The organism is Microcoleus sp. SVA1B4, from assembly GCF_036700545.1.
In the GTDB taxonomy this organism is placed as follows: Bacteria; Cyanobacteriota; Cyanobacteriia; order Cyanobacteriales; family Microcoleaceae; genus Microcoleus.
Genome location: NZ_JAUBPB010000075.1, coordinates 1 through 13,361, shown reverse-complemented (window position 1 = coordinate 13,361; position 13,361 = coordinate 1). Strand labels below are relative to the sequence as shown.

General features: G+C 47.0%; 12 protein-coding genes. 8 read left to right on the top strand and 4 right to left on the bottom strand.

The annotated features are described in order from the left end of the window. Positions 1 to 98: 98 nt before the first annotated feature. Positions 99 to 1,997 carry a BamA/TamA family outer membrane protein gene (locus QT987_RS25285; protein WP_333245770.1) on the top strand — a complete coding sequence of 633 codons (1,899 nt, stop codon included), beginning with the start codon at positions 99 to 101 and terminating at the stop codon, positions 1,995 to 1,997. 501 nt (positions 1,998 to 2,498) lie between these two features. Here QT987_RS25285 and QT987_RS25280 read toward each other — a convergent pair. Both QT987_RS25280 and QT987_RS25275 read right to left on the bottom strand, forming a co-directional pair. Further along, a complete protein-coding gene (locus tag QT987_RS25280; protein ID WP_333245766.1) occupies positions 2,499 to 3,830 on the bottom strand; it encodes a HEAT repeat domain-containing protein in 1,332 nt (443 codons plus the stop codon). Positions 3,831 to 3,875: 45 nt separating this feature from the next. Then, positions 3,876 to 4,427, bottom strand: coding sequence for a CPBP family glutamic-type intramembrane protease (locus QT987_RS25275; protein WP_333245763.1), 552 nt, complete (start codon positions 4,425 to 4,427; stop codon positions 3,876 to 3,878). Between the two features lie 59 nt (positions 4,428 to 4,486). On the opposite strand from QT987_RS25275, the gene QT987_RS25270 reads away from it, so the two are divergent. Beyond that, positions 4,487 to 4,801, top strand: a complete 315-nt coding sequence (locus tag QT987_RS25270; RefSeq protein WP_333245760.1) for an acylphosphatase — start codon at positions 4,487 to 4,489, stop codon at positions 4,799 to 4,801. A gap of 133 nt (positions 4,802 to 4,934) precedes the next feature. Here the strand turns inward: QT987_RS25270 and QT987_RS25265 are convergent, their stop codons facing one another. Next, the gene (locus QT987_RS25265) at positions 4,935 to 5,582 is read right to left on the bottom strand and encodes a phosphoribosylanthranilate isomerase (protein ID WP_333245758.1); all 648 of its coding nucleotides are present in this window, start codon (positions 5,580 to 5,582) and stop codon (positions 4,935 to 4,937) included. 133 nt (positions 5,583 to 5,715) lie between these two features. Here QT987_RS25265 and psaK point away from each other — a divergent pair, with 133 nt between their 5' ends. The 4 genes from psaK to QT987_RS25245 all read left to right on the top strand — a co-directional run bounded on the left by psaK (position 5,716) and on the right by QT987_RS25245 (position 10,236). Beyond that, positions 5,716 to 6,000 (top strand): photosystem I reaction center subunit PsaK, encoded by a 285-nt coding sequence (gene psaK / locus QT987_RS25260; protein ID WP_333070476.1) that lies wholly within the window; start codon positions 5,716 to 5,718, stop codon positions 5,998 to 6,000. A 184-nt stretch (positions 6,001 to 6,184) separates the two neighbouring features. Continuing rightward, positions 6,185 to 7,381: a site-2 protease family protein gene (locus QT987_RS25255; RefSeq protein ID WP_333245756.1), complete on the top strand. Its 1,197-nt coding sequence runs from the start codon at positions 6,185 to 6,187 to the stop codon at positions 7,379 to 7,381. 81 nt (positions 7,382 to 7,462) lie between these two features. Beyond that, positions 7,463 to 9,412 (top strand): adenylate/guanylate cyclase domain-containing protein, encoded by a 1,950-nt coding sequence (locus QT987_RS25250; RefSeq protein ID WP_333245753.1) that lies wholly within the window; start codon positions 7,463 to 7,465, stop codon positions 9,410 to 9,412. A gap of 38 nt (positions 9,413 to 9,450) precedes the next feature. Beyond that, positions 9,451 to 10,236 carry a DUF928 domain-containing protein gene (locus tag QT987_RS25245; protein WP_333245750.1) on the top strand — a complete coding sequence of 262 codons (786 nt, stop codon included), beginning with the start codon at positions 9,451 to 9,453 and terminating at the stop codon, positions 10,234 to 10,236. 267 nt (positions 10,237 to 10,503) lie between these two features. Here the strand turns inward: QT987_RS25245 and QT987_RS25240 are convergent, their stop codons facing one another. Beyond that, the gene (locus QT987_RS25240; RefSeq protein WP_333245747.1) at positions 10,504 to 11,256 is read right to left on the bottom strand and encodes a biotin/lipoate A/B protein ligase family protein; all 753 of its coding nucleotides are present in this window, start codon (positions 11,254 to 11,256) and stop codon (positions 10,504 to 10,506) included. 144 nt (positions 11,257 to 11,400) lie between these two features. Between QT987_RS25240 and QT987_RS25235 the strand changes: the two genes are divergently transcribed. Together QT987_RS25235 and QT987_RS25230 are read left to right on the top strand one after the other, a co-directional pair. Next, complete coding sequence (locus tag QT987_RS25235) at positions 11,401 to 11,727, top strand: thioredoxin domain-containing protein (protein ID WP_190663385.1); 327 nt, start codon at positions 11,401 to 11,403, stop codon at positions 11,725 to 11,727. Between the two features lie 192 nt (positions 11,728 to 11,919). After that, complete coding sequence (locus tag QT987_RS25230) at positions 11,920 to 13,140, top strand: LL-diaminopimelate aminotransferase (RefSeq protein ID WP_333245744.1); 1,221 nt, start codon at positions 11,920 to 11,922, stop codon at positions 13,138 to 13,140. Positions 13,141 to 13,361 lie beyond the last annotated feature (221 nt).

Genomic DNA, 13,361 nt, shown 5'->3' with positions numbered 1-13,361 from the left:
CCCGGTAGCCTCAACAATACCGGGTTTCTTTTCGGCTAATTATGCAGGGGGCCAGGTTTTGGGTAATATGCGTTGGGTATGCTTTAAATTTAATGTCTATGCGAATTCCGATTATTGCATTTTTGACTTTGGCTGGGCTGGCTGGCGGCGAATTGGCAGCCGGGGCGATCGATCCGAGTGCCGCACCGACTGAGGCCCAGTTTAGAGAGGGAACCGCAGAGGCGCAGAGGGCGCACAGGGAGGAGGATGAGGTCATTGGTGATAACTTAACGTTAAACCCACCGTCTCTCTTGTTTGTAGCGAAGTCTAGATCCCCCCTAACCCCCCTTAATAAGGGGGGGACAAGAAATATGCTCAAAGTGGGTCTTCTTAAGGGGGATTTAGGGGGATCTAGACTAGATGAGAAGCGACATTTGTTATCGGTTCCAGTCTTAAATAGTCACCAATCGGATGAAGTGAACCCAACTGTGCGGGATTTGCCGGCATCCGATGAGCTCGCAGCTTCTCCAGAAGTACCCGCGACGCAGCTATCCCCTAGGGAATCGCTATCTCTAAAGTCCAGCCACAATAAAGATTTTACATCTCTGTTAAAAACTCCGGCGACGATCGCGACCAACGCTGAAATCCCCGAAGCAGTAAACAGCAACGCCAGACAGCTAGGCGGTACTCTACAAATCAGTCAAGCGGGCAATGCTGAAGGCGTTTACGTTGCTGAGGTGAAAATTCGCTTTGTCAATTCCAGAGGCGAAGCTGTTGATAGAAAAGGGAATCGAATTGAGGGCAGAATTTCGGAAGATTTTATCCGAGGTGAGCTCAAACTCAAGGCGGGGGATAACTACAGCCGGGAAGTTGTACGATCGGATTTACAGCAGTTGCAGCAATTGGGATTGTTTGAGAAAGTTACGGTTTCGATCGAAGAAGTTGGCACGGATGTTAATGTAATTTACAACGTTCAAGAGCGATCGGCTCGCTCTTTTAGCGTGAGTGCCAGTCTTAGTGATGATGTTGGCCTTGCTGTTCCTCTTTCCTATACCGATCGAACTTTCGGAACAACCCCACAGCGGCTGGCGGTGGATCTTCAGCCCAGCCTCCGAGGTATCCAGTACGATGTCCAGTTTGTCAGCCCTTACCTTGCCGCCGAAGACCGTTTGGGATACAGTGTGAGAGCTTTTGGCGATCGCAGAATATCGGAAATTTTCAACAAAGATATTGATTTGCCCAACGGGAACCGAGTTCGGGAAATTCGGGTGGGGGGAAATCTCAGGTTTACCAGACCTTTGGGCGATTGGCAATCGACTTTGGGACTGAATTATACAAATATCAGTACGCGCGATCGCAACTTAAATATTGCCCGTCGCGACGAACTCGGCAATCCTCTCACATTCAGCGGCAGCGGCGTTGACGAGTTATACACTGTTTCTTTTGGTGCGATGCTCGATCGGCGCGACAATCCCTTCAACCCCACCAGCGGCTCGATTCTCAGCCTCAGCACCGAGCAGTCGATACCTCTGGGACGAGGTAACATTGTGAGTAACAGGCTGTTAGCAAATTATATACACTATGTACCAGTAACTTTGTTCGGCATCAGCGAGTCCGAAGCCTTGCCCGAAATGCTGGCTTTTAACTTACAAGCGGGTACGGTAATCGGGGATTTGCCACCAGCGGAAGCTTTTCGCCTGGGCGGCCGCAATTCAGTGCGGGGTTACGATAGCGGGGATATTGGCAGTGGCCGGAGTTATTTTTTAGCTTCCGGCGAATATCGGTTTCCTGTGGGTCAGGATGTTGGCGGCGTGATATTTGTTGATTTTGCGTCGGATTTGGGAACGGGAGATAGTGTACTCGGAAAACCGGCGGTAGTCAGGGACAAACCGGGGACTGGGGCGGGTGTTGGGGTGGGTGTGAGGGTGCGATCGTCCTTTGGATTAATTCGCTTAGATATGGCTGTTAGCGACTCCGGCGACCTCAAACTTATACTCGGTACAAAGCAGCGATTTTAAATTAGTCATCAGTCACGAGTTAACTGTAGGGGCGGGTTTTACCAACAATATTTGATAACCGCAAACAATCTTGTAAACCCGCCCCCACACCACCGATAACCCAGATTAACCTGATATTCGAGCGAATCCAAAAAATGTAGATTCGGATTTGCCGCCCAAGTGGGGGCGGGTTTATTATATTGTTGGTTTCTGGCATAGATGATTGGTAAAACCCGCCCCTACAGGATGCGTGAAGATACAAGAAGCGATTTCAATCGCCAGTTGCTAAAAAAGGTTTCAGCCTACGGTTTTAAACAGCGGGGTGTCTGGTATGTCTGCTAAAAATTGGGCGAGTTGTCGATCGAATAATTGAGTTTGATTTCTTTCGTCAACCCAACCTCCACAGTTTGTGGTAGTAATTGAAATGGAGTGAAATATAGCACCTCGGTAAGGACACCACAATGTGGGCTCCCTACTGGGTTGTAAGCAATTTACAATTGCTATATTTATGCTCGTAAATGCTTAACGCTTTGGTTTCTTTACATCAACAGTTTTCGGCTTAGCCGCCGGAGTGCGCGGATAAAACTTAAACTTATTGAGCGCAGCACTTGCCGATTTAGCCACACCGCTATCTATATCTCGCAAAGCTTTTTGTAGCAGCGGAATCACTTTTTCCGACTTAATCATTGCTAGTGCTTCCACAGCAGCTTCGCGCACCTCCGGATCAATATCTTGAGCTAATTTTCCCAAGGTTTCTATTGCTCGCTGACCTTCGGATCTCAGAGCATTAGCAGCAGCCATTTTACCTAAAGCAGACGCTGCAAACTTCCGGGTTTCTTTGTCCTGACTTTGAACACATCCCATCAACTGCGGTAGGGAATAGCTTGGTGCTTGTCTGGTAATTGGAAGCTGTTGTTCGACTTCGGGTTGATGTAAATCAATGGGTTGTGGTTCTGAAAAACCTGTGTAATTTAACTCTTCTTCAACTTCTGTTTGATTTAACTCACTTGACAGTTCCTGCCAAACTTCTTCTTGTGATACACCTTCGGCAAATTCTGTTGAATTTAACTGACTAAACTGCTGCTCCGGGACTTCTTGTTGTACATTACTCTCGTACTGCTCTTGCAAAGACCTGATAGTAGCTTGCATCTGAGCTTCGTGAGCTCTCAACTGCTCGTGAGCCGCTTGCAACTGACTCTCGTATTGCTCTTGCAAAGCCTCCATATTTAACTGCAGCTCAACCTCGCGGTTCTCATATTCCTCGGCAGTTTGCCTCAAGCGAATTTCGTGTTCATTTTGCAAGTTTTGCAAATGTTGCTCCATCTGAGCTTGATAATTTAGATGCAATTCGTCAGCAACTCTGAGTAAGTGATGTTCGTGTTCGGCTTGCAAAGATTGGATATTTTGCTGCATCCTAGCATTGTTAGCGGCTTCTAATTCCTCGCTGATTTGTCGCCGCAGCTCAGGCTCGTGTGCGCTGACAACTTGTTGGAGCTGACTGTCGCGTTCTGCCTGAACTTGTTGGAGCTGACTGTCGCGATCGGCCAAAACTTGTTGGAGCTGATTTTCATATTGAGCCGCAACTTGTTTGAGCTGGTTTTCGTATTGGGTAGTAACTTGTCTGAGTAAATTTTCGTGTTCGATAGTAGCTTTTCTAAGCTGATTTTCCCGTTCTCCTTTCTGAGATTCTACAGCTTGTTGCACCCGAGACATCTGAGCTAATTCTATTTCCTCAGTAATTCTGCGAGTTTGCTGCAAGTATTCTTGCTTTTGCTTCTTTAAGCGCTTTTCCACTAACCAATAAGCAACTGCTACCCCTGCCAAAAAACCTACGATCGCTCCGATGATACCCACAACTGAGATCCTCCCGACAAAATAGTGATGCTGGACTTTTTACATTTAACCATATAGCCTCCTGTAACCGCCCAGTAGCAACAGCCAGGCTGTCACTGCGAGCCAGTGAAGCGCCACCGCAGGCCAGATAGAACCGCTTTGCAGGTATGCGAGGGAGCACGCAACTCCCAAAATTGCCGCCAGTAGCAAAAATACTGGATTCATAAAGGTCGATCGACCAACCGGATAAAAAGTCAGCGCGTTCAGCGGGTGGTAAACTACAAAAACCGCCAAACTCGCACATCCCCAAAACCACAGCATTAACCCAGAAGCCTTCTCAAACGGGTGCGGCAGCATTAACACCCGGAACAATAACTCCTCGGTGATGCCCGGACTTAACAAACAGCCAACGAGCACTCCCACAATTGTACGCCGAGAGGTTTGCACGTCTACTTTTAGAAATCCTGACCAAAAACCAATGGAAAGAGCGATCGAAGTGTAAACCAGCGCCAGCATAGCTGCAACCAGCCAATCGGTGAAATCGGGAATAGTTGAAAAAGCTAGGGTGATGCGGCGTATCAGGAATCCCGGCAGCGCCATCGCACTAAAATTTAACATAATCAAACTGATCCTTAAAATTTTCAAACAGATGTTAGCAGTAAGTTGAGCCGTTTATTATGCAAAACGAATCATTGCCCCCCGTCAGAGTCCGCGTTTTTGTTTCGGGATTAGTTCAAGGAGTAGGATACCGATATTCAACGAGGAATCAAGCAAAGTATTTCGGCCTGGGCGGCTGGGTAAGAAATCTCCCCGACGGGCGGGTGGAGGCTGTCTTTGAAGGATCTAAAAAAGCTGTGGAAGGAATGATTAGTTGGTGCCGCCGCGGCCCCACCGGTGCTACGGTTAGTGAGTTGGTTTTGGAATACGAAGACCCGGAGGGCGATTCCCTTCAAGATAGCTCCGCCGCGCGTACTTTTGAGATCCGGCGATAAAACAATAAAGGGAATAATATGCGGTTGAAACCGCTACTGTATAAACGAGGTCTGCCTAACCTACGGCAGACTTCGCTCACGCTGACTAAAGAATGAATCGGATAAAAAGCGTGAATTTGGTATTGCCACCTTATCAATGATGAGCAAGTTGACTTAAATTAGCAAACAACTGAGTAACTTTGGTCAAATCTTTATCTCCCGGCGCTATTTCTACGCCGCTAGAAAGGTCAACACCGCTGAAGTTATTGCCGATCGCGCTATCAATTGCATTTAAAATATTATCGGGTGTTAAACCGCCCGCCAGCAGCCAAGGACACTGCGGTCTAAACTCTGATAACATCATCCAGTCGATCGTTTTACCAGTACCGCCCAATTGCTGTGGATGGTAAGCATCCAGCAGTAAAGTATCGACACGAACAGCATAAACAGCAGCGGTGGCTAAAGTTTCAGGAGTCTTAACTCTCAGGGCTTTGATAATTTCAATTCCCGGCAAAAACTCCCGCAGTCGATCGCAATATTCCGCTGTTTCATCTCCATGCAACTGCACCCCGCTTAAATTTGACTCTGCCGCTACTTGACAGATATTTTCTATTGTGGTGTTGGCAAAAACGCCGATGCGATCGACATTTTCCGGCAATTGCTCGACAATCAGGCGAATTGTTTCTGGGCTGACATAGCGGGGGGAAGCCGGCACACAGATAAACCCCAAAGCCTGGGCTCCCAAGCGGGCGATCGCAATTCCTTGGTCTAATTTAGTGATTCCGCAAATTTTAACCCGCAATCCGACTCCTCCCTTCCGAATTTGTATCAAAATATAAACGAATTGTTAACTATTAAAACAAATCTTAGTTTAATGCAAAACGCTTTTTATAATCTTGGAACTCAATATATCTGTGAAATCAGGAGATAAGAACATGATTAACTCATCTTTGCTGTTGGCAGTACAATCTACCGCTCCCTCAACACCGGAGTGGTCGCCACTGGTAGGACTGACAATGATTTTATGTAATTTGCTGGCGATCACGATCGGCTACTACGGCATCTCCAAGCAAAACCGAGGCAAGGGCCCAGCTTTACCCGTTGCACTCCCTGGAATGTTCAAAGGCTTCGGCGTACCAGAATTGCTGGCAACAGCCAGCTTCGGCCACTTGCTCGGAGCCGGAGTAATCTTGGGCTTGGGTAACGCCGGAGTTCTGTAAAAATCAGGGGAAAGGCAAAGGCAAGGGGTGAGAAAAGATATATAGCAGCAATCCTAAATCATTTGGGAATTTCTTACTCCCTCCCCTTACCAAGGGGAGGGTTGGGGTGGGGTAAAAAGTTTACGACTCATTTAGGATTGCTATAATAGAAACTCTTTCTTGCTCTCCTTTCCCAGGAAAATTCATGCAGACAGGTTGGCGAATCGGCTCTTTATTTGGCATCCCCCTAGTTATAGATTATTCGTGGTTTATAATTTTAGCCTTAGCAACCCGCGAATACGCCAGCAGTTACCGCCTGTGGGGGCCTGCGCTCTCCTGGAGTGCGGGGTTAGCAATAGCTCTGCTACTGTTTGCTTCCGTGCTCTTGCACGAACTCGGACACAGCTTGGCGGCGATATCGCAAGGCATTAAAGTTAATTCTATTACCTTATTCTTATTTGGCGGAGTAGCTTCGATCGACTCGGAATCAAAAACTCCCGGTCAAGCTTTTCAAGTAGCCATTGCCGGCCCTCTAGTCAGCTTGGCGTTGTTTTTAATCCTCGGTTTGGGTTCTCAAGTTCTTCCCCCGCAAAGTTTGTTAGCAATTGTCACCGAAAGGGTAGCACTAATCAATCTCGTTTTGGGATTATTTAACTTAATTCCCGGTCTACCTTTGGATGGAGGACAAGTTTTAAAAGCAGCTATTTGGAAAATCACCGGCTCTCGATTTGCCGGCGTTCGCTGGGCGGCAAAAACAGGACAAGTTTTAGGTTGGCTGGCTGTTGCTTTGGGTCTGAGTTTATGCTTTTTAGCGCGGGAGTACGGCGGCTTGTGGATTGCGCTAATCGGCTGGTTTGGTATTCGCAATGCCACTGCTTATAGCCAAGTTACTTCGCTGCAAGAAGCCCTGCTCAAAATTAAAGCCAGCGATGCGATGAGTCGCGAGTTTCGAGTTGTAGATGCAGATTTGACTCTGCGAGAATTTGCCGATCGATATTTGTTAGAAGTCAATCCGTTTCCATTTTACATTGCTGCGACCAACGGCCGGGATTTGGGCTTAGTGTCGATCGACGATATCCGCCTCACAGAACGCAGTCAGTGGCAACATCAGACTTTGCACAACATTTTGAAACCCCTGGGAAAAACCCCCACAGTCTCCGAAAAAGCCTCCCTCGCAGAAGTAATTAACAGCATGGAAGCCCGTCAACTCCCCCGAATCATCGTCCTCTCGCCGATTGGTTCAGTAGCGGGGACGATCGATCGGGGCGACGTGGTTAAAGTTTTAGCAAAATACCTCAAACCCCAGATTTCAATCGCCGACATCAAGCGCAGCAAAGAAGAAAACAGCTATCCGCAGGGATTGCAGTTAAGTGCGATCGCCAAAACCGCACAAGAAAACTAAAAATTGGGTATCGGTAAGGGGCATCAGCGATCAGTTAAGATGTAGCATACTTTGTGACTCAGGGTTGAAACACTAAATTTTATGCCCCAATTCTTTAAGAGAATTTATCATAAATTTGCGGAGGGACTTGGGAAAAATTTAACTCATTTATTCCCCAACGCTGACTTGCAACCTGTTGCTATTATCTGGATTGTCGTGACCGGAACTCTATTGGGCGTAAGGCATTTAGGCGGGTTGCAGCCACTAGAATTAAATGCTTACGACCTCATGGTGCAGTTGCGACCCGATCCTGGCCCTGACCCCAGGTTGCTGATAGTTGAAATCACCGATCGGGACATTAGTGCTTTAAACAGATGGCCAATTTCCGATCGCGTTTTAGCAAAAGCGATCGGCGAAATAGCGCGTTTGGAACCCACAGCTATTGGTCTCGATATAATTCGTGATATTCCCTACGAACCGGGGAGTGCAGAATTAGCAACTCAACTGAAAAACCCCAAAGTATTTCCCATTACCTTCATCGGCTCCTTAAAGTACGATCGAGTCCAGCCACCTCCCAACATACCAGACAAGCGGGTAGGATTTAACGATTTGTATCTCGATCCAGATGGTATAGTGCGTCGTAATGTGATGTCTATTGGCGATGGTAAAAACACGTTTTATTCATTTCCCTCCAGGCTAGCTTTTGCATATTTTGATAGCAAAAATATAGAATCTAAAGCTACAGAAAACAATGAATTTTTAGTAGATAAAACAGTATTTTCAAAGTTGCGATCGAACTCAGGAGGTTATCAAAACATTCCTGCCCAAGGCTATCAAATATTGCTCACTTACCGCTCTCCTAAAAAGATAGCAGAAACCGTGACCATAACTCAAGTTTTGGAGGGCAAAGTAGACCCCAACTTGGTAAAAGATAAAATAGTCTTAATCGGGGTGACAGCCCCAACAGTAAAAGATATTTTTTCTACCCCTTACAGCGCTACTAAAAACGGTAATATCCCGACGCCTGGGGTATTAATTCACGCAACGGCCACCAGCCAAATTCTCAGTGCAGTTTTAGACGGCCAAGGGCTATTTTGGTATTGGGATGAATGGCAAGAAATCCTCTGGATTGTGGTTTGGAGTGCAGTGGGTGGCTGTTTAGCTTGGCGGCTAGAAAAAGCGCTGAATTTGATCGCGATCGCGATCGTAGCTTGCGGCTCATTATTCGGATTCACCTTTTTCCTCTTCCTACAACAGGGGTGGATACCTCTAATGTCCCCTGCTATGGCACTTTTAATCACCGCAGGAGTCGCAGTTACCTATAAATACGAGCAGTCGAGACAACAGCAAGGGATTGTGATGAAATTATTAGGACAACAAACTTCACCCGCGATCGCAAATGCCTTGTGGAAAGAGCGCGTCCATCTGCTCGAATCAGGGTTATTGCCCGGTCAAAAAGTTACTGCTACTATTATCCTCACCGACGTGCAGGGTTTTAGTACAATCTCCGAAAAACTCGCGCCAGAAGTGGTAATGAGTTGGTTAAATGAGTATTTATCAGCAATGGCCCAAGAAGTCCAAGCACATCAAGGCGTGATTAATAAATTTACCGGAGATGGAATGCTGGCAGTATTTGGCGTACCCATTCCCCGCACCACAGCAGAAGAAATTGCAGAAGATGCTCGCCTTGCCGTATCTTCCGCTTTAGCTATAAGTTCGCGCTTGCCAGAAATGAATCAAAATTGGCTCGATCGCGGTTTACCGGCCGTAAAAATGCGAGTAGGCATCTTTACAGGGCCTGTTATGGTGGGTAGTCTGGGAGGCACAACCCGTTTAGAATATGGAGTGATCGGCGACAGCGTAAATATTGCCTCTCGCCTAGAAAGCTGCGAAAAGGAGCGGCACGAGGACACTTGCCGGATATTGATTGCAGAAGAAACCTTTCTGCATTTGGCCGACAAATTTGAGGTAGAATCTTGGGGAGCTTTGCCTTTAAGAGGTAGGGAACAAAAAGTTAATGTCTACCGGGTTTTGGGAAGGAAAAAGAAATAAAAAGAGAGAATCTCTCCCTACAAATTCATGGAGTTAATGTGAAAACAATTACTAAGTTTCTCATCAATCTGATATCAGTTGGCTCAATAGTATTGATAGCCACACTTAACATTTCTCAATTGGCAGTTGTGGGACAGCCCAGCATAAACACACCTGACCGCCCACCCAACCCTATACCGGGAGGGCCGCGCTTCATTCCGCCTACTGAAGATATAGATAATTGGCCCCCCACTCAACCGAGACGGCCTGTGCGCGGTGGCTGCGCGAGCATTAGTCAGCTAGGTCTCACAGCCTTAGTGCCTAAAAATAAGATCGGACGGACTGTTTTCGACTATCCAACGTTCTTTTTCTACTTGCCTAAAACAGAGGCGGAATCAGCCGAATTTATCCTAAAAGATGAAAGCGGGAAGCAGATTTATAAACAGGATCTCACAATTAGCAATTTATCAGGGGTGATCGGCGTTAGTATCCCCGCTAACCAAAATGTGCCGCCCTTGGAAGTAGGCAAAAGTTACACTTGGAATTTTACAGTGATTTGCGACTCTCTAGACCGATCGGCAGATCAGATAGAAATCGGTACGGTACGGCGAGTTGAACTCAGTGAAGATATCCGCCGTCAATTAGATCAGGCAGATCCGCGCCAGAAAACCGTTATTTATGCTGAAAATGGGATTTGGCAAGATGCCCTCAGCACCCTAGCTGCCGCTCGCCGCGATCAGCCTAATGATACAACGTTCAAGGCTGATTGGGAAAGCTTGCTGGATTCTGTGAAATTGGGCGAAATTGCCAAAGAGCCGATCGTTCAAATTCCGCCACAGCCATAAGCTCTACTGCATTTAAATTTAACTTTTTTGGCGTCGGATCAACGGCCCGGAAAACTTTTAATAAAAATAACTGTACAAGTTTTTAACTTGTATCAGTAACAGCCAAGATGGCTATTCTACAACAAATAATTTTTCTTGTGGAACGGCCATCTTGGCTGTTCCCAAAAGGCGGTATACCCACAATAGTTATCCCAGAAAGCTCTTGTGGAACGGCCATCTTGGCTGTTGCCCAAAGGTGGCAGTAAACCCCGCCCCCAAATATGCAGGTTAAATGTGAAACAGCTTATTACTTGTTAATTCCAAAATATCCTGCCATTCCCGATCCGAAAGTGGCTGCACCTCCAAATCAATTTCAAAACAGCGACAAGCCGCCGCACTCAAAACATCAATGACAGTGGCAATCAAATCATCTCCCCCTTGAGATAGAGGTAATTGCACAGGAATTAAATCCTCCCCAAACACTTGAGAAAATAATTTAACATCCGGCTGCAAACGCATCGAACCGTGCTGCAAAATAGCATCACCCCGTCGCAATTGAGCGCTACCAATTAACTTGTGGCCATCAAGTGTAACTAAATCCGCACCCGTCGCAGTACCAAAACAATTCGGATTGTGAATATAACCCCTTCCCGCTTCCCCGTATTGCAAATCCAAACCCATCGCCCTCCAACCCTCAATCAAAAACTCGCAAATAGTCTGATAAGCTTTCATACGGCTGCTTCCAAATCCCGACGCCACAACTGCATAAGTTAAATCCCCTTGGTGCAGCACGGCGCGCCCGCCACTGGGCCTCCTCACCAACTCCACAGGCATTCCCTGCCAAGACAACTGCTGCCAAAACTCCGGCCATCGGCGCTGGTGGTAGCCCAAGGAAATCGCCGCCGGTTGCCAAGTGTAAAACCGCAGAGTTGGCGGATGTTTGCCCGCTAGATGCTGTTCCAGTAGCCATTGGTCGATCGCCATCTGCACGCTACCAGACGCCGACAACAGTGGAATTAAACGCCATACAGAATGAGCCATCAGTCGCGAGTCCTTAGTTTCTACTCAATAATTCGCAGAATGTTTTAAAATTAGTAACAGTTTTTTGGGCCTGTCTTCTAAGTTGGTGCAAGTTTCACGCCAGCCGGTGCTTTAGAAATAAATAGAAAAAATAATCGCAGAACCATGAGCAACAGTGTAATTGTCATTAACGACGAAAAATTTGAAACAGAAGTCCTGAAAGCAGAGCAACCAGTGCTTGCCTATTTTTGGGCTACTTGGTGCGGGCCTTGCAAACTGATCGCGCCTTCGGTAGACTGGGTGGCGGCCAACTACAGCGATCGGCTGAAAGTGGTTAAAATGGAAATTGACCCCAATCCTAATACTGTCAAGCAGTATAAAGTAGAAGGAGTCCCAGCTCTCAGGCTGTTTAAAAATGCCGAAGTAGTGCTTTCTCACGAGGGAGCCATTACTAAACAAACTTTGATCGGTTTGCTCGACGCTCACTTATAAAGTTTGGAAATGATTCGGGAGTTGCCAACTCCCAAATTACAACTATAGCAATCCCCAATATTTTTTTAACATCTCTCTTTCATCCTCGATATTCCTCTCTGACTCTGCGCCCTCTGCGCTCTCTGCGGTTAGTAAAAAATAATTTAGCTAATATAAAAATATTCCTTAAAATTCCCCAAAAATATAGAAAATATGCAATTTGCAAAACGTTTAGAACCACTGCAATTTAATGTATTTGCCGATATGGATCGGGCAAAAACTCAAGCTAGAGCAGCGGGACAAAATGTGATTGACTTGTCTCTGGGTTCTTCGGATTTGCCGGCGGCTGCTCACATTACAGATGCGATCGCACATTCTCTGTCCGACACCAGCACCCACGGCTATTTGCTATTTAACGGCACAAGAGATTTTCGGGAAGCAGCAGCTATTTGGTACGAGCAAAAATTTGGGATTGCAGTCAATCCAGAAACAGAAGTGCTGCCGTTAATTGGTTCCCAAGAAGGCACAGCGCATATGCCTTTAGCTGTACTCAACCCTGGAGATTTTGCTTTGCTGCTCGATCCGGGCTATCCTTCCCACGCGGGCGGTGTGCATTTGGCATGTGGTCAAATTTATCCGATGCCGATATTAGCAGAAAATGCGTTTTTGCCGATATTTGAAGATATTCCGACAGCAGTGCTGGCTGAGTCGAAGATGATGGTTTTGAGCTATCCTCACAATCCTACAACTGCGATCGCCCCGGTTGCTTTTTTTGAGAAAGCCGTGGCTTTTTGTCGAGAACATCAACTTGTTTTAGTTCACGATTTCCCTTATGTGGATTTGGTGTTTGACGATTCCGTAGGGGCGGTGCCCCCGTGCCCGCCCTCTGGGATCGAGGAAAACCGCAAATTGATGGCACCGTCAATCTTTCAGGCGGATCGAGATAAGAGTGTGGCGATCGAGTTTTTTACACTATCCAAATCCTACAGTATGGGAGGTTTTCGAGTCGGATATGCGATCGGCAATTCCGAACTAATTGCAGCGCTGCGACAGGTAAAAGCCGCAGTGGACTTCAACCAATATCGAGGGATTTTGAACGGAGCGATCTCCGCTTTAACCGGCCCTCAAGATACCGTCAGAACCAGCGTAGAAACCTTCAGAAAACGGCGGGATGCCTTTGTAAACGCGCTACAGGCGATCGGCTGGCAAGTACCCGTACCCCCCGCCACCATGTACGTCTGGGCGAAACTGCCGGAACCTTGGACTGAAGATTCTGTGAAATTTTGCACTCAGCTAGTACAGACTACAGGAGTCGCAGCTTCCCCCGGTGCCGGTTTCGGGAAATCAGGAGAAGGCTACGTGCGATTTGCCTTAGTCGAGTCGCCAGCAATTTTGGAAGCAGCAGTTAAAAAAATTGCTGAGTTTCTCAATTGATTACACGCCTACGGCGAGCGCCGTAGGCGTGTCAACTTAAGCTTTTAGTCCGCCAGTCCTCCCGCTCACTCGGCACTCTTCGCCAGGGAATGAATTCCACGGGGCTTATAGCTAAAGTCCTATCAAAGAGGACTGAAAAACTCATTAGGATCGCGAATTAAATAACTTACAATTTTAATTGTTATTGTGGGATGGGCGTCCCGCCCGTCCTTTTTGGACGG

Excerpts from the sequence above, each read along its gene's own strand:
- QT987_RS25285 (WP_333245770.1), top strand. The coding sequence starts at position 99 with ATGCGAATTCCGATTATTGCATTTTTGACTTTGGCTGGGCTGGCTGGC.
- QT987_RS25240 (WP_333245747.1), bottom strand. The coding sequence starts at position 11,256 with ATGGCTCATTCTGTATGGCGTTTAATTCCACTGTTGTCGGCGTCTGGT.
- QT987_RS25235 (WP_190663385.1), top strand. The coding sequence starts at position 11,401 with ATGAGCAACAGTGTAATTGTCATTAACGACGAAAAATTTGAAACAGAA.
- QT987_RS25270 (WP_333245760.1), top strand. The coding sequence starts at position 4,487 with ATGCAAAACGAATCATTGCCCCCCGTCAGAGTCCGCGTTTTTGTTTCG.
- QT987_RS25275 (WP_333245763.1), bottom strand. The coding sequence starts at position 4,427 with ATGTTAAATTTTAGTGCGATGGCGCTGCCGGGATTCCTGATACGCCGC.
- psaK (WP_333070476.1), top strand. The coding sequence starts at position 5,716 with ATGATTAACTCATCTTTGCTGTTGGCAGTACAATCTACCGCTCCCTCA.
- QT987_RS25255 (WP_333245756.1), top strand. The coding sequence starts at position 6,185 with ATGCAGACAGGTTGGCGAATCGGCTCTTTATTTGGCATCCCCCTAGTT.
- QT987_RS25250 (WP_333245753.1), top strand. The coding sequence starts at position 7,463 with ATGCCCCAATTCTTTAAGAGAATTTATCATAAATTTGCGGAGGGACTT.
- QT987_RS25230 (WP_333245744.1), top strand. The coding sequence starts at position 11,920 with ATGCAATTTGCAAAACGTTTAGAACCACTGCAATTTAATGTATTTGCC.